This window comes from Delftia sp. ASV31 (assembly GCF_016428765.1).
GTDB lineage: Bacteria > Pseudomonadota > Gammaproteobacteria > Burkholderiales > Burkholderiaceae_C > Comamonas > Comamonas acidovorans.
In genome coordinates this window covers 93,194-109,648 of sequence record NZ_JAELTK010000004.1, presented here as the reverse complement: position 1 = coordinate 109,648, position 16,455 = coordinate 93,194, and the positions used below count along the sequence as shown (strand labels likewise).

Annotated in this window: 17 protein-coding genes; 7 read left to right on the top strand and 10 right to left on the bottom strand. The window is 68.4% G+C overall.

Annotated features, from left to right (window positions below; genetic code table 11):
* The first annotated feature begins 104 nt into the window (after positions 1-104).
* Entirely contained in the window at positions 105-575 is a 471-nt protein-coding gene (locus JHD82_RS02795; protein WP_012204416.1) for an Lrp/AsnC family transcriptional regulator, read from the top strand.
* Between the two features lie 13 nt (positions 576-588).
* Here the strand turns inward: JHD82_RS02795 and JHD82_RS02790 are convergent, their stop codons facing one another.
* The 7 genes from JHD82_RS02790 to JHD82_RS02760 all read right to left on the bottom strand — a co-directional run bounded on the left by JHD82_RS02790 (position 589) and on the right by JHD82_RS02760 (position 5,706).
* On the bottom strand, positions 589-1,509 hold the full coding sequence (locus tag JHD82_RS02790) for a DUF3014 domain-containing protein (RefSeq protein WP_199135345.1): 921 nt from the start codon (positions 1,507-1,509) through the stop codon (positions 589-591).
* Between the two features lie 191 nt (positions 1,510-1,700).
* Positions 1,701-2,366, bottom strand: coding sequence for an alpha/beta hydrolase (locus JHD82_RS02785; RefSeq protein ID WP_199135344.1), 666 nt, complete (start codon positions 2,364-2,366; stop codon positions 1,701-1,703).
* 95 nt (positions 2,367-2,461) lie between these two features.
* Entirely contained in the window at positions 2,462-3,400 is a 939-nt protein-coding gene (locus JHD82_RS02780; RefSeq protein WP_199135343.1) for a dioxygenase, read from the bottom strand.
* Positions 3,401-3,482: 82 nt separating this feature from the next.
* Positions 3,483-3,893 (bottom strand): alternative ribosome rescue aminoacyl-tRNA hydrolase ArfB, encoded by a 411-nt coding sequence (arfB, locus tag JHD82_RS02775; RefSeq protein ID WP_017405644.1) that lies wholly within the window; start codon positions 3,891-3,893, stop codon positions 3,483-3,485.
* Positions 3,886-4,770: an alpha/beta fold hydrolase gene (locus JHD82_RS02770; protein ID WP_199135342.1), complete on the bottom strand. Its 885-nt coding sequence runs from the start codon at positions 4,768-4,770 to the stop codon at positions 3,886-3,888. The genes arfB and JHD82_RS02770 overlap by 8 nt, the downstream gene beginning before the upstream one ends.
* Entirely contained in the window at positions 4,767-5,210 is a 444-nt protein-coding gene (gene aroQ / locus JHD82_RS02765) for a type II 3-dehydroquinate dehydratase (protein WP_034391566.1), read from the bottom strand. The genes JHD82_RS02770 and aroQ overlap by 4 nt, the downstream gene beginning before the upstream one ends.
* Positions 5,211-5,340: 130 nt before the next feature.
* The gene (locus tag JHD82_RS02760; protein ID WP_012204409.1) at positions 5,341-5,706 is read right to left on the bottom strand and encodes a hypothetical protein; all 366 of its coding nucleotides are present in this window, start codon (positions 5,704-5,706) and stop codon (positions 5,341-5,343) included.
* A gap of 230 nt (positions 5,707-5,936) precedes the next feature.
* On the opposite strand from JHD82_RS02760, the gene JHD82_RS02755 reads away from it, so the two are divergent.
* The 5 genes from JHD82_RS02755 (at position 5,937) to JHD82_RS02735 (ending at position 12,375) form a co-directional block, all read left to right on the top strand.
* Complete coding sequence (locus JHD82_RS02755) at positions 5,937-7,745, top strand: glutamine--tRNA ligase/YqeY domain fusion protein (RefSeq protein WP_034391560.1); 1,809 nt, start codon at positions 5,937-5,939, stop codon at positions 7,743-7,745.
* A gap of 129 nt (positions 7,746-7,874) precedes the next feature.
* Positions 7,875-8,591 carry a class I SAM-dependent methyltransferase gene (locus JHD82_RS02750; protein ID WP_199135341.1) on the top strand — a complete coding sequence of 239 codons (717 nt, stop codon included), beginning with the start codon at positions 7,875-7,877 and terminating at the stop codon, positions 8,589-8,591.
* Positions 8,592-8,682: 91 nt separating this feature from the next.
* Positions 8,683-9,000: a DUF2322 family protein gene (locus JHD82_RS02745; protein ID WP_013803391.1), complete on the top strand. Its 318-nt coding sequence runs from the start codon at positions 8,683-8,685 to the stop codon at positions 8,998-9,000.
* Positions 9,001-9,161: 161 nt separating this feature from the next.
* Entirely contained in the window at positions 9,162-11,396 is a 2,235-nt protein-coding gene (locus JHD82_RS02740) for a DUF3300 domain-containing protein (RefSeq protein WP_199135340.1), read from the top strand.
* Between the two features lie 106 nt (positions 11,397-11,502).
* Positions 11,503-12,375, top strand: a complete 873-nt coding sequence (locus tag JHD82_RS02735; RefSeq protein WP_199135339.1) for a peptidoglycan DD-metalloendopeptidase family protein — start codon at positions 11,503-11,505, stop codon at positions 12,373-12,375.
* A 22-nt stretch (positions 12,376-12,397) separates the two neighbouring features.
* On the opposite strand, the gene JHD82_RS02730 is transcribed toward JHD82_RS02735, so the two are convergent.
* Positions 12,398-12,976 carry a DUF2242 domain-containing protein gene (locus JHD82_RS02730; RefSeq protein ID WP_012204403.1) on the bottom strand — a complete coding sequence of 193 codons (579 nt, stop codon included), beginning with the start codon at positions 12,974-12,976 and terminating at the stop codon, positions 12,398-12,400.
* A 332-nt stretch (positions 12,977-13,308) separates the two neighbouring features.
* Between JHD82_RS02730 and JHD82_RS02725 the strand changes: the two genes are divergently transcribed.
* A complete protein-coding gene (locus JHD82_RS02725; RefSeq protein ID WP_012204402.1) occupies positions 13,309-14,151 on the top strand; it encodes an META and DUF4377 domain-containing protein in 843 nt (280 codons plus the stop codon).
* 61 nt (positions 14,152-14,212) lie between these two features.
* Here JHD82_RS02725 and cls read toward each other — a convergent pair whose 3' ends face one another.
* Complete coding sequence (gene cls, locus JHD82_RS02720; protein WP_097202931.1) at positions 14,213-15,670, bottom strand: cardiolipin synthase; 1,458 nt, start codon at positions 15,668-15,670, stop codon at positions 14,213-14,215.
* Between the two features lie 366 nt (positions 15,671-16,036).
* Positions 16,037-16,384 carry a hypothetical protein gene (locus tag JHD82_RS02715; RefSeq protein ID WP_012204400.1) on the bottom strand — a complete coding sequence of 116 codons (348 nt, stop codon included), beginning with the start codon at positions 16,382-16,384 and terminating at the stop codon, positions 16,037-16,039.
* Positions 16,385-16,455 lie beyond the last annotated feature (71 nt).

Sequence of the window (16,455 nt, the reverse complement as noted above, 5' to 3'; positions counted from 1 at the left end):
GCCCGCCACTTTAGGACTGGCAGGCCGGCATGAGCAGCCGTTCATGGATAAGGAAAACGCCATATTCCAGCATTTCATGCCGGTATCTACATAAAATCCGGCACATGAAACTGGACACCATCGACTTGCGCATTCTGGCCGAGTTGCAAACGGACGGCTCGCTGTCCAACGTGGAGCTGGCGCGGCGCGTGCATCTGTCGCCCTCGCCATGCCTGGCGCGCGTCAAGGCACTGGAGAAGGCCGGCGTGATCGCGCGCTATGTGGCGCTGGCCAATGCGTCGGCGCTGGGGCTGGGGCTGAATGTGTTCATCAACATCAGCCTCAAGTCGCAGGCCAAGGAATCGCTGGCCGACTTCGAGCGCCGCATTGCCGAGCACGACGAGGTCATGGAGTGCTACCTGATGAGCGGCGACGCCGACTACCTGATCCGCGTGGCGCTGGCCGACATCGGCGCGCTGGAGCGCTTCATCGTGGAGCAGCTCACGCCCATCCCCGGCATAGAGAAAATCCGCTCCAGCTTCACGCTCAAGCAGGTGCGGTACAAGACCGCCCTGCCCCTGCCTGCGGCGGGTTGATCCGACCCCCGACTCAGCCCGCAGGCTTGGCCATCTCGCCGGTGGCGATGCGGCGGCGCAGCTCGCCCAGCACGGCCTTGAGGCGGCGCTCATTGTCCAGGCCCACGCGCACCAGCATCTTCTGTCCGCTGGACAGGGCCTGCAGCTCAGGGTCGGCGTACTCGTAGCGCACCCAGGGCTGGATGGAGGGCACCTCGCCCTCCACCTTGGTCAGCCGTACCTGAACCGGGCCTGCGGGCTCGGGCGCGGCGCGCAGGTGGTCTATGACGGCGATGAGGCGATCGTTGAAATAGCGGCTGGGATAGCCCAGGTCTTCATAGGCGGTCTGGAACAGGGGATACAGCCGGGCATAGAGTTTGACGGCCCCGTCCATGGGAATGGACTCGGCAAAGGTCACAAAGGCCTTGTAGCGTGCGGCGTTGGCGGGGGCGATGGCCTGCGCCTCACCATCCTGTGCCGCGCCCTCCACCGTGAAACGCTGAGGCGCCGGGTGCACGGGCCAAAGCCGTGCAGGGGCCTGGGAACGGGTCAGGTTGTCCACGGTGGCCACGGCGCGGCGCACAAACCCGTCCATCTGCAGAAAGCTGCCTGCCTTGTCACGGCCCAGCAGGCCGTTGAGGGCCTGGGTGACATGGGCGTCGGAGTCCTGCAGCGCGGGCAGGCCGGAGGCGGGTTGCTCCAGCGCATCGACAGGGTTCTGGGGCTCGGTCAGCTCGGGCGCGGGGACGGGTTCAGGTTCGGAGGGCTGGGTGGACTGGGCGGGCGCCTGCGCCACTTCCGGCGGCGCCTCGGGCACGGCGGCGGGACGCCACCAGTACCACCAGGCCGCGCCCCCCAGGGCGGCAGCTGCCAGCACCGCTGCGGCGATGCCGAAAGCCGATGGACCGGAGGATCTGGCGCGGGGGCGGAAGTCTTGGGGATCGCGTTCTGGCATGGAGGGGTCCTTTGGCTTGGGCAGGGGGCTGGCAGCTCAGTTGCCGCAGGACGTGCGACAGCAAAGCACAACCAGGGTTCCCCGGCTTTGCTGACACCGGCCCCTGCCTTGTGTTTATAAGCCGCCGCGCTCTCTGCGCAGGCCATCGTGCGCGCCCGGCAACAACGCGTTACCCGGCTTACCCGACCGTCTCAGCCCTGCGTGCCCAGATCCTGGAGCCAGGCCATGGCGGCCTGCAGCTCGTCGGGGCGGATTTCGTGCATGCTCGGGTACTCGTGGTAGCTCAGTTGCAGCGGCAGGCGCTGCACGTGGCTGCGAATGGCGTGGGCGCTGGTCAGCGGAATGACGTTGTCGTAGGTGCCGTGGCTGACCCAGAGCGACTTGCCGTCAAAGGCCGCGTCAGGGGCCTGGTGCGGCAAGGCCTCGGGCAGCAGGCGGCTGTGCCAGCACATGGCGGCGCGCAGCAGTGCGGGCTGGGTCAGCAGCAGGCTGAGCGCCATGATGCCGCCCTGGCTGAAGCCGCCCGCCACGGTTCGCTGGGCAGGGATGTCCAGCCGCGCTCCGGCCTGCTGCACGGTCTGGGCCACCAGGGCGCGGCTGTGCTCTTCCTGCGATGCGTGGATGTGGCGCGTGCCGTTGGCGTCCACCGTGAACTGGAACCAGGCATGGGCTGAGGGACCCATGGAAAACGGAGCGCGCAGGCTGAGCACGTGGAACTGCGGCGGCACGAACGATGCGAGGCCGAACAGATCCTGCTCATTGCTGCCAACGCCATGCATGAGCACCAGCAGCCAGGGCTGCTGCCCCGGTGCGGGTTGTGCGGGGCGCTCCAGCGCCAACAGAGGCAGGTCGATCATCACGGACTCCTTGGTTTTTTAGCGATTTCCAGGACCGGGGTGGTCCCGGGCAACGCGCCATTGTGGCGCCTCGCCAAGTCCGCGGCAGCAGGAGGTTATGCCGCCTGCGCGTCCTCGAAGGCCATCGCATCCATGGCCAGGATGGAATACATGACTTCGCGGCTCAGATACCGTGGCCGCGCCATGGCGCCAGCCGCGCCCAGCGCGAAGTACAGCGGCATGAAGTGCTCCTCGCTGGGATGGGCGCGCCGGGCCGAAGGCGCGCGGGCGCGGTAGTCCAGCAGCGCGGGCAGGTCCTGCGCCTGCAGGCGCGATTCGATCCAGCGGCTGAAATCCTGCACGTAGGGCGAAGAGGCGCTGGAGCCGCCGACGGCATGGTCGTCCTGCAGGCCATCCTGGCTGCGCAGGGCCTGCACGGCGTCGTCCACCCGCACCGTGGCCTCGCCCGTGCCGCCCCGGAATTCGCCCAGGTTGTGCGTCATGCTGCCGGAGCCGACGATGAGCACGCCCTCATCGCGCAAGCCCGCCAGGGCTGCGCCCAGCGCATGGGTTTCGGCCGGCCCGGCCGAGGCGGGCAGTGACAGCTGCACCACGGGCAGGTCGGCATCCGGCAGCAAATGCATCAGCGGCACCCAGGCGCCGTGGTCGAAGGGCCGCTGCGCGTTGGCGCTGGCGGCAATGCCTGCGGCCTGCAGGCGGTCCATGACTTCCTGCGCCAGCTGGGGCGCGCCGGGGGCCGGGTACTGCAGTTCGTAGAGTGCGGGCGGAAAGCCGCCAAAGTCGTGCCAGGTGGTGGGCGAGGCACCGGTCATGACTTCCACGCCGTGCGACATCCAGTGCGGCGACATGACGACTACGCCGCGCAGCGGCCCGTGGGCCTGGCGCAGCGCCCTGCCCCATTGCGCGAGCACGGGGCCGGTTTCACCCGGCTCCAGCGCGAACATGGGCGAGCCGTGGGAGACATAGAGCACGGGCAGCCGGGCACCGGCAGCGGAGGAAACCCGGGGAGAGTGGGGAGCGTGGGAGTCTTGCATTCCCCTAATGTAGGGACGCCCGGGCGCCGCGCCAAGCCGCCAGCGGCAGCACACATTGTTGCGCTGGCCGGGTCAATCCGGATCAATCGTCGCGCGGGCGCCCGCGCAGGGCCTTGGTGGCGCCGTGCCGGCTCTTGCTTTCCAGGCGGCGCCGCTGCGACCCCAGCGTGGGCCGGGTGGCGCGGCGCAGGATGGGCTCGGGATAGGCGGCGGCCACCAGCACGTTGAGCCGCTGCAGCGCGGCGCGCAGGTTCTGCTCCTGCGTGCGGTGTTGCTGTGCCTTGATGACGACCACGCCCTCGTTGGTGATGCGGCCGTCGCGCAGGGCCAGCAGGCGCTGCTGCACGGCCTCGGGCAGGCGCGAGGCGCGCACGTCAAAGCGCAGGTGCACGGCGCTGGAGACCTTGTTCACGTTCTGGCCGCCTGCGCCCTGGGCGCGCATGGCGGTCCACTGCACCTCGTGCAGCTCGATGGGCCGCATGCGCTCAGGCATCCAGCGCAGCGGTCAATGCCGCCACAAAGGCATCGGGACGCTCATGCATGACCCAGTGGCCCGCGCCGGGCACCAGCGCCAGGCCGCGGAAGTCGCGCGCATGGCGTGCAAAGGCCTGGGCCAGCTCCTGCATCATCGGGCCCGGGTAGAGCGCGTCGTGCTCGCCATAGATGGCCCATACGGGGCCGTCCACGGCCTGCAGGGCACGCGCCAGCACGTCGGTGTGCGAGAGGCGGCGGCGCGGAAGGCGGTCACGCTCCACGTTGAGCACATGCAGGGCCAGCGTGTCCTCGTCGATGAGGCTGGCGTCATGCAGCATCAGCGCCTGCAGGTTGTAGCGGTGGGCCACGGCCTGCGCCTCGGGCGTGGCCAGGTGGCGCCAGCCCTTGAGCCGCACGGCCAGGCCCTTGCCCACGCCCATGCCGGGCGCCCCGGCCAGCACCAGGCGCCGGGCCAGCGTGCCGTCGGCAGCCGCCAGCATGCCGGCCGTCATGCCGCCAAAAGAGAAGCCGACCAGATCACACAGCGGGGCGGCGGGCGCGCCGCCATCGGCCAGCAGTTGCCGCAGGCCCTGGCGCAGCGGCTCGACCAGGGTGTCGGCATCCTGGCCGCCTGGCACGCCGTTGGAATCGCCGAAGCCCGGCAGGTCGGGTATCCACAGCTGGCGCCCCTGGGCCAGCAGCGCGTCCATGCAGCGCAGCCAGTGCGTCCAGCTGCCGCTGCCGCCGTGCAGCATGACGACGGGCAGCTCGCCCGCGCGTGCCTCGCCCCAGACATGCCAGACCATGTGGCCGTCTTCGGGCTGCGCGGCAGACAGCGGCGTGGTCAGGCGCCGCGCCTGGGCGCGCAGGCGCTCAATGGCGGCGGGCGTATTCACCACTGGGCCACGGCGTCAATGGCCAGGCCGTAGCCGGCCACGCCAAAGCCGCACATCACGGCGCGCGCGGCGGCCGACAGGTAGGAGTGGTGGCGGAAGCTCTCGCGCGCATGCACGTTGCTGATGTGCAGCTCCACCAGCGGCACGCCCGTGCCCTTGACGGCATCCAGCAGGGCCACGCTGGTGTGGGTGTAGGCGGCGGCGTTGAAGATCAGGCCGGCCAGGCGGCCTTCGGCGTGCACACGGCCGGCTTCGTGGATCCAGTCCACCAGTTCGCCTTCATGGTTGCTCTGGCGAAACTCCAGCCCCAGCCCGTAGCGCGCGCAGGCGGCTTCGCACAGCGCACGCACATCGGCCAGGGTCTGGGAGCCATAGATGGCGGGTTCACGCAGGCCCAGCAGGTTCAGGTTCGGGCCATTGAGGACATAGACGGTTTTCACGGCGGGGACACTCCAGGTTTCCAACGGGCTGGATTATGCGGGCCATCCCCGGCCCGGTCCTGGCGCAGGCACCACGGAAAAAGCCGCCCCAAGGGGCGGCAAGAGTCGGTTCAGCGCGGCTCCGCTCAGATCAACGGCGCCAGTGGCCATGCCCGTAGCCATGGCCATGGCGGTATTCACCCCGGTATCCACCCCGGTAGCCGCCGCCATAGCCGTATCCGTAGCCGGGAACGACCACGACGGGCGGAGCACGGTAGACGGCGCGCGGCGCGTAGTAGACCGGCGGCGGGGGAGCGTAGTAGATGGGCTGGGGCGGTGCCACATAGACGGGGGCAGGCGCGACATAGACGGGCGGGCCATACATGCCAGGCGAATTCAGACTGATGGACCATTGCACATCGCCACGGGCCTGGGCGGCGCCCGAAGCCATGAGGGCGGCCAGGGCCAAGCCGGCTGCTGCTGCTTTTGCAACCCACGGGGAAGCTGTCGTTGTCATGGTGTCTCTCCTCGAAGTTGGACAGGCGTGGCAGGCATTGCCGCTGGTGCCGCCTTCCCGCACTTTGGCACAGGGGGACGGCATACGCCCTGCATTCTCAACGCGCGAGAGGGGTCAACGGATGGCAGGCTTTTCTACAAGTTTGTTTCCAAATGCCTCAACCCTTGGCTGGCGCGGCTGTCCGAAAGCCGTCCGGAGCGGGTCCGCAGGCGGGCGCCTACAATGCTGCGATGAGCTCTGCTGACGCCTCCCCCATCTCCAAAGATCCGGTCAAACCGAGTAACTTTTTGCGCCAAATCATCGAGGCCGACCTGGCCAACGGTACCCACGCCCAGCGCCGCTGGGGTGGAAGCCCCGGTGATGGCGACCACCACAACCAGGGCCAGGTGGACGTGGCGAAGATCCGCACACGCTTCCCGCCCGAGCCCAACGGCTACCTGCACGTGGGCCACGCCAAGGCCATCTGCCTGAACTTCGGCCTGGCGCGCGACTACGAAGGTGCCTGCCACCTGCGTTTCGACGACACCAATCCCGAGAAGGAAGACCAGGAGTACGTGGACAGCATCATCGATGCCGTCCATTGGCTGGGCTTCGGCTGGAAGGAAGCCGACGGTCACGAGAACCTGTACTTCGCCAGCAACTACTTCGACTTCATGTACCGCGCAGCCGAGTACCTGATCGAGCAGGGCCTGGCCTATGTGGACGAGCAAAGCGCCGACGACATGAAGGCCAACCGCGGCGATTTCTCGCGCCCCGGCGTGGACAGCCCGTTCCGCAGCCGCACCGTGGCCGAGAACCTGGCGCGCTTTCGCGAAATGCGCGACGGCAAGCTGCCCGATGGCGCTGCCGTGCTGCGCGCAAAGATCGACATGGCATCGCCCAACATCAATCTGCGCGATCCCGCCATCTACCGCGTGCGCCATGCCGAGCACCACAACACCGGCAACCAGTGGTGCATCTACCCGATGTACACCTTCGCCCATCCCATCGAGGACGCGCTGGAGCACATCACCCACAGCATCTGCACGCTGGAGTTCGAGGACCAGCGCCCGTTCTACGACTGGCTGCTGGACCATCTGCGCGAAGGCGGCCTGATCGCCGCGCCGCAGCCGCGCCAGTACGAGTTCTCGCGCCTGCACCTGACCTATGTGATCACCAGCAAGCGCAAGCTCAAGCACCTGGTGGACAACGGCATCGTCAGCGGCTGGGACGATCCGCGCATGCCCACCATCGTCGGCCTGCGCCGCCGCGGCTACACGCCGCAGAGCATCCAGGCCTTCTGCGAGCGCATCGGCGTGACCAAGGACTACGCCTGGATCGACTACTCCACGCTGGAAGGCTGCCTGCGCGAGGACCTGGAGAACCAGGCCCATCGCGGCATGGTGGCCCTGGACCCGCTGAAGCTGGAGCTGACCAACTGGGCCGAGGTCTTCGGAAGCGCCGAGCACCTGGAAGCCTGCGAGCTGCCCGCCCTGCCCCACGCCGCCGAAGGCCAGCAGGTGCCGGTGCGCCGCTTCACGCTGGGCCGCGAGGTGTGGATCGAGCGCGAGGACTTCGCCGAAGTGCCGCCCAAGGGCTACAAGCGCCTGTTCCCCGGCAACAAGGTGCGCCTGAAGGGCGGCTACGTGATCGAGTGCACGGGCTGCGAGAAGGATGCCGAGGGCAACGTCACCAAGGTGCTGGCCACCGTGGTGCCCGACACCAAGAGCGGCACGCCGGGTGCGGACAGCGTCAAGGTCAAGGCCGCCATCACCTGGGTGGGCGTGGCCGACGGCGTGCAGGCCGAGGTGCGCCTGTACGACCGCCTGTTCACCGACCCGCAGCCCGATGCGGGCGGCAAGGACTTCCTGACGCTGCTCAACCCGGACAGCCTCAAGGTGGTGACCGCCTATGTGGAACCTTCGCTGGCCAACGCGCAGCCTGACGACAAGTTCCAGTTCGAGCGCTTCGGCTACTTCGTGGCCGACCGCAAGGACCACGCACCGGGCAAGCCCGTGTTCAACCGCGCAACGGGTCTCAAGGACTCCTGGGGCAAGTAGGCGCATGGCCCGCTGACGGGCACCTGCACCGCTCATCCCCGAAGATGGCCCACCATCCTGCTTTGCAGGGGTGGGCCATCGCACATCGGCGCTTTTGCGGGGACCGTGGCCTCAGCACAATGCCAGGCCATGAACCAAGCCTTGCCACAGGCGGCTACCGCCGCCAAGTTCGACACCTCCCGCGCGGCCGAGTACGAAACGCAAAGCCGCATCGCACTGGCCGGCTACGACGCCTGCCACGAGCTGGCCGCCTGCCTGCTGGCCGCCAGCCTGGATGCCGGCCCGAAGTCCGTGCTGATTGGCGGCGCCGGCGGCACGGGCCAGGAAATCCTGACCACGGCGCGGCTCAGGCCGCAGTGGAAATTCACGGCTGCCGACCCCTCGGCCCCCATGCTGGACCAGACCATGGACCGCATCGCCGCAGCGGGGCTGTCGGCCCAGGTGCAGGCCGCTGCCTGCGCCGTGCAGGACCTGCCGGCCGGCATGGTGTTCGACGCGGCCACGCTGATCGGCGTGCTGCACCACGTCCCTGACGACGCGGACAAGCTGCAGCTGCTGCAGGCCCTGTCTGCAAGGCTGGCGCCGGGGGCGCCCTTCATCCTGGCCTGCAACCGCCACCGCTATGACAGCGAGCCGCTGTTCCTTGAAGCCTGGGCCATGCGCTGGCGCATGGCGGGCGTGGACGAGGCCGCCGTCCATGCGAAACTCGGCAAAATCCGGCAGGGCGCGGTTCCACCGGCCTCGGAGGAGGTGGTGGAGCAGATGCTGGCCCAGGCCGGTTTCGCGCAGCCCAAGCGCTTTTTCTCCAGCCTGTTCTGGTGTGCCTGGATTGCCTTCAAGGCCTGACCACTGAACCACTCAGCCACTGAAACACCACAACGCCCGGCGCCGGTTGACCCGTCCCTTTCTCCCTTTTCCCTTTGATTTGCCTTTCAGCATGAACTTCTCCGCACGCCTTCAGCAACTGCCCACCGTCACCCACCTCGCCGCGCTGCAGCTGGCCGATGCCCAGGGCCAGGTCGTGGCCACCATCGAGAACAAGCCCGGCCAGACCGGCTCGCTCGCCGTGTACCACGCGCTGGCCGCGCTGTACGGCGGCAGCATCACGCCGGCCGCCGCCGAGCTGGGCCTGGAGTGGTATGCCGAGCACACGCAGGACGCCATCGCCTTCCCCGGCAAGCACCCCAACATCGACCGCCTGCTGGCCTGGTCCAAGGGGGCCGAGAGCTACCAGGCGCGCCTGATCGCGGCTTGAGCGCGTCCTGATTCAGCCTGGGTAAACACCGCGTCACAGAAGTTGCGCGGACTAGGGGCATCGGCTGACACGCCGGTGTCAACGCAGCGCGCACTTTGGCGTTCAAATGACATGTGCCTTGCCGCTTCGGCGCGCAATGCTTTCCTGTCCAGGAGAACGCAATGCTGCAATCAGCCGTGCCCACAGCACGCACCACGGCCCGCTCAACTTCCCACGCCGGTGCCCTGCGCCTGAGCGTGCTGGGCCTGGCCTCCGCCCTGGCGCTGAGCGCCTGCAACGAATCCCAGGACAAGCCCCCGCAGGCCGCCAGCGCGCCGCTGCCCACCGAAAGCGCCCAGCCCGTCGCCACGCCCGTGGCCTATGTGCCGCCTTCGGCCGAGACGCTCTACCAGATGGTGGCGCCCATTGCGCTGTACCCCGACAAGCTCGTGGCCCAGGTGCTGGCTGCCTCCACCTATCCCGACCAGGTCGGCGCCGCCGAGGTGTGGATGGGACAGAACCCCGGCCTCAAGCCCGAGGAACTGCAAAACGCCGTCAACAGCCAGGACTGGGACCCTTCGGTCAAGTCGCTGACGCAGTTTCCCAATGTGCTGGCACAGCTGTCATCCAACGTTCCCTGGACCACGGCCCTGGGCAAGGCCTACTACAACGATCCGGCCGATGTGATGAACGCCATCCAGGTGATGCGCCAGCGCGCCTACAAGGCCGGCACGCTCAAGGACTCCAGCCGGCTCAAGGTGGCCGTGGCCACGGCCGATGCCCCGCCCCCCGTGCCCCAGCCCGCACCGCAGGCCGTGGGCGAGCCGCTGTCGTCCATGCTGCCCGTGCCGGTGATCGACACGCCGCCGCAGTTCATCGAGATCGCACCGGCCCAGCCTGACACCGTCTATGTGCCGCAGTACGACCCGGGCGTGGTCTATGGCGAGCCGGTGCCGATGTACGGCGGATACCGCCCCATCGTGGCGCCGCAACCCGTATACGTGGGCAGTTCGGCCGCGCCCGTGGTGGCGGGGCTGATCGGCTTCGGCGCAGGCGTGATCCTGGCCGAATCCGTGGACCGCCGCCCCTGGGGCTGGAACTCCTGGGGCATGCGCTGGGGCGAGCCCGGCTACCGCTGGCACCGCAACGAACCGCCGCCACCGCCATCGCGCCGCCCGGCCGTGATCTACAACAACAACACCTACGTCTCGCGCTCGACCACGGTGGTGCAGAACATCCACAACACGCGCATCAACAACGTTGGCAACGTCACCAACATCGCGAACAACCCGCACTTCGAGCCGCGCCGCCCTGACTTCCCGCAGCAGGGCGGTGATCCTCGCTCGGGCGACCCACGTTCAGGCGGCATGGCCGCTGCGGCCCTGGCCGGTGCCGCAGGCATGGCCGGCGCCGCCGCAGCAGCGCACTCCGGCATGCCCCAACGCCTGGGCCTGAGGCCGCCGCAGGGCGGCCCGCCCCCGTCCGCCCAAGGCATGGTGCCGCCCGGCGGCGCCCAGGGCTTTGCCCGGCACGATGGCGCCGATCGCGGACGCCCGGGCCTCAGGCCCGATGACCGGCCCCAGGCCTCGCTGCAGCCCCGGATGAACCCGGTGCCGGCCTCGCAGCCGGGCCAGTTCGGCAAGTGGCCGCAGTCCCCTCAGTCTGCGCAATCGGCCCCCTCATCCCCACCGGGCACCGCGCAGCGACCCGCGCCAGCACTGCCTGCGGCAGCCATGCAGGGTGACAGGGGCCGCGACTCCCGCGTGCCTTCCTGGTCTTCCGCAGCCACGCAGCAGGGCATGAGGCCACAGGACAGGCAGGACCGCGACCGCTCCATGGCCGATGCAGCGCGCCAGCGCCAGCAGCAACAGCAGCAAATGGAGACGCAGGCCGCCCGCCTTCGCGGCGAGGAACAGGCGCGCCAGCAACAGCAGCGCCAAGCCCAGATGCAGGCCCAGGCCCAGATGCGGGATCAGGCGCGTGACCAGGCCCAGGTTCAGGCGCAAGCCCAGGCCCGTCAGCAGGCCGAGCGCGATCGCCAGGCCTTGCAGCAGCGCTCCCAGGACCAGGCGCGCCAGCAGCAAATGCAGCAGCAGCAAATGCAGCAGCAGCAGCAGCAGCAGCAACAGGCACGCGCACAGGAGCAGATGCAGGCCAGGATGCAGGCCCAGCAGCAGGCGCAAAGACAGGCCCAGATGCAGGAGCGGCAGGCGCAGCAGCAAAGACAGCAGCAGTTCGAGGCTGCCCAGCAGCAACGCATGCAGGCCCAGCAAGCACAGCAGGCCCAGGCACAGGCGCGTGCCCAGCAGCAGCAGGCCCGCGCGCAACAGGAGCAACGCCAGCAACAGCAGCGCATGGCCAACGCGGCCCGCCCACAGGAGCGGCGCGGCGGGCGCGACGAGCGCCGGGACCGTTGAGCGGCGCGCAAGCGCTTTGGAGTGTCATGGCGTTGAGGCGACGGCAAGCTGGCGCGCCGGCATGGCGGACAATGGGGCGCTCGACCACAGCCCCCCCGCTTCCCCCATGCAGATACCGACGACGAATTCCCGCTCCCGCCGACTGTTTGTGCAATCCCTGTGCGCCTCAGGTGCGGGCCTGATGGTCACGCCCTGGGCCGCTGCAGCCTCCGGAGAATCCCCCTGGCCGCATGACAGCCGCGTGCCCGGTGGCGTGGCCCGCCTGTCGCTGGGGCCATCGGCCCAGAGGCCCCAGGTGCTGGCCGGCGACGTGCCCGTGCTGGTGGTGGGCGACATGATCGAATGGACGGCCGTGGTCGGCATTGCGCTGTCGGTGGCGCCCGGCACGCATGGCGTGACGGTGAAGGGCGAAGGCGCACCGCGCACCCTGCCCTACGAAGTGCGCGACAAAAAATACACCGAGCAGCGCCTGAAGGTCTCGCCCAAGACCGTGGACCTGTCACCCGAGGACGATGCCCGATACCAGCGTGAACGCGCCCACCAGCAGACCATCATGGCGCTGTTCACCGAGCCGCCCGCACGCCCTGGCGACCTGCGCATGCGCCAGCCCGTTCCGGGCCGCCGCAGCAGCAGCTTCGGCCTGCGCCGCGTGTTCAACGGCCAGCCGCGCAATCCGCACAGCGGCATGGACATCGCGGCGGCCACGGGCACCAACGTCGTCGCGCCGCTGCCGGGCAAGGTGGTGGATGTGGGCGACTATTTCTTCAACGGCGGCACCGTGTGGCTGGACCACGGCGGCGGCCTGCTGAGCATGTACTGCCATCTGAGCAGCGTGCAGTGCAAGCTGGGCGATCAGCTGGACACGGGAGATGCCTTCTGCAAGGTCGGCGCCACGGGCCGTGTCACCGGCCCGCACCTGCACTGGGGCGTGATGCTCAACCGCACCATGGTGGACCCGGCGCTGTTCCTGGCGGCGTGAACCGGGCCGGCGCCCGCCGGCGTCAGTGGTTGGCCGAGGGAATGGTGTTCTGCGGCGCCACGGGCGTGGGCACGGCGATGGATTCACGGTCCTGCGCCAGGTAGCGCGACACCAGCTCGAAGAAGCTGTCGTAGAAACCGCTCTTGGCAATCGTCTCGCTGCCCACCTTGACCATGGAGTCGCTGCCCGAGGAGAACGGCAGCGACACCGATCCCAGCGCGCCCACGCCCAGGCTGGCCGAGTTGGCGCTCTTCTTCAAGGTATAGCGGTCCTGCAGCGCAGTCACAAAGCCGATGCTGACCTGGCCATCGGCCGTCTCGGGCACGCAGACCACGCGGATGTTCATCTGCAGGTTCAGTTCGGGATCGGGCTGGAAGCTCTTGTTGCCCTCTATGAGTTCGGGCGTGCGCGCCATGGCGATGTAGCCCTGGCTCAGCAGCGCGCGGCGCGCGGCCTCGCAGGTCTGGGCCGGCGAGGCATCGAACATGCGCGAGAAGGTCTCGGTGGAGCCGAAGCTCTCCTGCACGGGCACATGCTGGGGAATGGTCGAGCCGCAGCCCGCAAGCATTGCAATGATGGCCAAAGCTCCCGCGTAGCGCATGCCACGCACCCTGTTTGCTGCACTCCAACGTCGATACACGAACCTGCTCCTTGCTCCGGCGCCGCAGCCTGCGGATGGCATGGCGGCTGGCCGCCTATTCTCACCTGAGCGCAACGCATCGGCCGGCAACTTTGCAGCAATCCGTTTTTTCCGCCTGCATCAAATAGATGCAAAGGAATGTGAATAGCGCCCCGTTCTGACAGGCGCCGCCGCGCATCTGCGTTATGGTGCCCCGGTTCGGCCAGGGCCGGCGCGGCACATGCCGCGCCAGGGCTGCCACCAGCCCGCCGCGCCTGAGCCTGTCTCCGTACCCATCAACCAAGGAACTCAACATGAAGCCAAGCTGGACCTGGTGCCTGCCCGTGATCGTCACCATGGGGCTCGGCGCCTGCAGCCATATCGACAAGGGTGGCAATGCCGAAGAAGGCGCCAAAACCCAGGCGTCGGCCCCTGCCGGCCCACCCGGTGATGCCCAATCGCTGACCGCCTACCACTGGAATCTTCGCCAGGCCTTCACGCCCCAGGGCACCGAGGACCAGAGCTGGTTCCTGACCGCCGCCTCGCGCAAGCGGCCCCTGCAACTGGAATTCGCCGACCAGCGCCTGGCCGTCAAGAACCTGTGCAACGTGGTGACCACGGGCTACCGCACCGAAGGCAACCGCATCGCCACCCAACGCGCCGCCAGCACGCTGATGGCCTGCGATGACGACCAACTGATGGCGCTGGAGCAAAAGGTGGCCCGCATCCTGCCCACGGCCAAGCAATGGTCCGTGCAACTGGGCGAAGGCAATCAGCCTGCGCGCCTGACGCTCACCTTCATCGACGGCACGCGCTGGCAGTTCGACGGCTCGCCCACGGCCCAGACCCAGTACGGCAGCGCCGGCGAGCGCATCTTCCTGGAAGTGGCACCCCAGCGCACGGCCTGCAATCACCCGCTGATCAAGGACTTCCAGTGCCTGCGCGTGCGCGAGATCCGCTACGGCGACAACGGCGTGAAGACCTCCACCGGCGAGTGGGAGAACTTCTACAGCGAGATCGAGGGCTACAAGCACGAACCTGGCATCCGCAACGTGCTGCGCATCCAGCGCTACAAGCGCCAGAACGTGCCCGCCGATGCATCGGCCTACGCCTATGTGCTGGACATGGTGGTCGAGAGCGAGCGCGTGGGCCGCTGAGCGCGCCTGCCTCCCAACAGCCCTGAAGGCCTGCATTGCGCAGGCCTTTTTCTTTGCAGGCTCACAGCACCGGGCTCAGCATTGCCAGCAGGTTGTTCCAGATGCGGCGGCCCCAGGGCCAGGCGTGGACCTGGGCGGCGGTGATGCGGTCGGACTGGCGGATGTAGTCGCCCTGGCGCTGGCGGATGGCGCGGGTCACGGCCTCGTCCTGCAGCAGCACGTTGTTCTCGAAGTTCAGGTCGAAGCTGCGCAGGTCCAGGTTGGTGGAGCCCACGAGGGCCACCTGCCCGTCCACGCACAGGGTCTTGGCATGCAGCAGGCCGGGGCGGAATTCATGGAGGATGACGCCGGCCCGCAGCAGGTAGCGGTAGGTGCTGCGGCTGGCCGCGCCCACGATCCAGGAATCGTTGCGCGCCGGCAGGATGAGCGTGACCTGCACGCCGCGCCAGGCGGCGGCGCACAGGGCCTCCAGCACCGTGGCATCGGGGATGAAATAGGGCGTGGAGATCACCACTTCGCGCCGCGCACTGGCCAGCAGGGTGGACACCAGCTGCGAGGTGGAGCGCGGCCGCTCGGCCGGGCCTTCGGCAATGACGACGGCGGCAAAGCCTTCGGCGGGCATGTCGGCCGGCCCCGCTTCGGGTTCGGCGGCCAGGGGCATGGACAGTCCATGACCTGCGCTGCGCGCCTGCGCCCAGTCGCTGGCAAAGACCTGCTGCATCTGCGCCACCACCGGGCCTTGCAGGCGCAGCATGATATCGACCCAGGGCGCGTAGCGGGCCTTGACGGCGAAGGCCTCGTCCGCGCAGTTCTGGCTGCCGCAGTATGTGATGGCCCCATCGATCACGGTGATCTTGCGGTGGTTGCGCAGGTCCAGCCGGCTGGTGAACATCACCCTGAACGGGTGGCTGGCCGGCAGGGCCACGGCCAGTTGCACGCCGGCCTGCGCCATCTGCTGCCAGAGGTCGGAGCGCAGCAGCGCGCGCGAGCCCAGCCCGTCCACCATGGCGCGGCAGACCACGCCACGCCGGGCCGCGCGCACCAGCGCCTGGGCCACGGCCGTTCCCGTGTCATCGGCCAGCCAGATGTAGTAGAGCACGTTGATCTCGTGACGGGCGGCCTCCATGTCGGCCAGCATGCGGGCGCGGGCCTGGGCACCATCGGCCATGAGCTGCGCGGCATGGCCCGGCTGCACGGGAAAGCGGTTGATGGACGCCGCATAGCCAAAGGCCGCCTGCCATTGCGGCGCGATGCCCGCCACCCCCGCCACCGGCACGCCGCTGCCCGTGACCGGGGCGCCGGGCGCAAAGTCCTGCACCTTGCGGTACCGGGCCCGGCCTCGGCGGCGCAGCGTCACCTCGCCAAACAGGTAGTACAGCGCGCAGCTCGCATAGGGGAGCAGCACGATGACGGTGAGCCAGCCCATGCGCACGTCGGGACGCACATCGTCGCGCAGCAGGATGCGCAGGCCAAAGCCTGCAATGAGCAGCAGATGCAATGCAAGAAACAGCCAGGTCATGCAGCCAGCATAGCCGGGGGCCCTGCGGACGGGATCGGGCGGAAGGGATGTTTCACGGCGGCAAACCTCGAGCTGCGCGCGGCTGGCCTCGCCTCAGGCAATGAACCGGAATTCCATGAACCCGCCGATGCTGGGATTCAACGATAGTGCACACCCACATTCCAGGAACTTTTCCGCAGCATGACGAAAATGACCGCAGCGTGACGGTTATGCCCAGCGACTGTGGGCCTGCCTGTGGACAAGCTTCGGGACAACCCTGCATTGCCGCGCCAGCCATGGGTTTGCCGCAGGCGCTGAAAAAACAGGCAGATCGCGCAGATGCCGCAATGTTTCACGCGGCGGGGCTGCGCCGTGCACGCGGGCGCCTCAACGGAAGCGGAAACGGCCTTCGACGAACATGGACGAGCGGTGCCCGCCCTCGCTGGCCGGGTCGGCAAACGACCAGAAGGCCTGCACCGTGCCCTGGGCCGTGTCGATGACCTGGCTGACGGTGAAGCCCGTTTTCTCGATCCAGTTGAGAAAGTGCAGGCTGTCGCTGACCTGCAGGTAGCTGAGCCGTTCGCAGCCATCGGATACATGGCCCAGGGAATCGACCACATGCCAGACCATCTGGCCTTGCGGCGTGTACCGCACATCAGCCTTGCTGTCGGGGAAGTCGATGACCGCCTCGCGACCGATCAAGGTGCCGGCGTATTGCATGGACAACATGGACATGGTGTGTTGCTCCTCTGATGCGGGGTTCTGGCATGACCCGTGATGGCATATTCTCGCGCCGCGCCGCGGGT

Bases quoted from the DNA above. Each gene is read 5' to 3' on its own strand.
- JHD82_RS02795 (WP_012204416.1), top strand. From the start codon at position 105: ATGAAACTGGACACCATCGACTTGCGCATTCTGGCCGAGTTGCAAACG.
- JHD82_RS02790 (WP_199135345.1), bottom strand. From the start codon at position 1,509: ATGCCAGAACGCGATCCCCAAGACTTCCGCCCCCGCGCCAGATCCTCC.
- JHD82_RS02785 (WP_199135344.1), bottom strand. From the start codon at position 2,366: ATGATCGACCTGCCTCTGTTGGCGCTGGAGCGCCCCGCACAACCCGCA.
- JHD82_RS02780 (WP_199135343.1), bottom strand. From the start codon at position 3,400: ATGCAAGACTCCCACGCTCCCCACTCTCCCCGGGTTTCCTCCGCTGCC.
- arfB (WP_017405644.1), bottom strand. From the start codon at position 3,893: ATGCCTGAGCGCATGCGGCCCATCGAGCTGCACGAGGTGCAGTGGACC.
- JHD82_RS02760 (WP_012204409.1), bottom strand. From the start codon at position 5,706: ATGACAACGACAGCTTCCCCGTGGGTTGCAAAAGCAGCAGCAGCCGGC.
- JHD82_RS02755 (WP_034391560.1), top strand. From the start codon at position 5,937: ATGAGCTCTGCTGACGCCTCCCCCATCTCCAAAGATCCGGTCAAACCG.
- JHD82_RS02750 (WP_199135341.1), top strand. From the start codon at position 7,875: ATGAACCAAGCCTTGCCACAGGCGGCTACCGCCGCCAAGTTCGACACC.
- JHD82_RS02745 (WP_013803391.1), top strand. From the start codon at position 8,683: ATGAACTTCTCCGCACGCCTTCAGCAACTGCCCACCGTCACCCACCTC.
- JHD82_RS02740 (WP_199135340.1), top strand. From the start codon at position 9,162: ATGCTGCAATCAGCCGTGCCCACAGCACGCACCACGGCCCGCTCAACT.
- JHD82_RS02735 (WP_199135339.1), top strand. From the start codon at position 11,503: ATGCAGATACCGACGACGAATTCCCGCTCCCGCCGACTGTTTGTGCAA.
- JHD82_RS02730 (WP_012204403.1), bottom strand. From the start codon at position 12,976: ATGCGCTACGCGGGAGCTTTGGCCATCATTGCAATGCTTGCGGGCTGC.
- JHD82_RS02725 (WP_012204402.1), top strand. From the start codon at position 13,309: ATGAAGCCAAGCTGGACCTGGTGCCTGCCCGTGATCGTCACCATGGGG.
- cls (WP_097202931.1), bottom strand. From the start codon at position 15,670: ATGACCTGGCTGTTTCTTGCATTGCATCTGCTGCTCATTGCAGGCTTT.
- JHD82_RS02715 (WP_012204400.1), bottom strand. From the start codon at position 16,384: ATGTCCATGTTGTCCATGCAATACGCCGGCACCTTGATCGGTCGCGAG.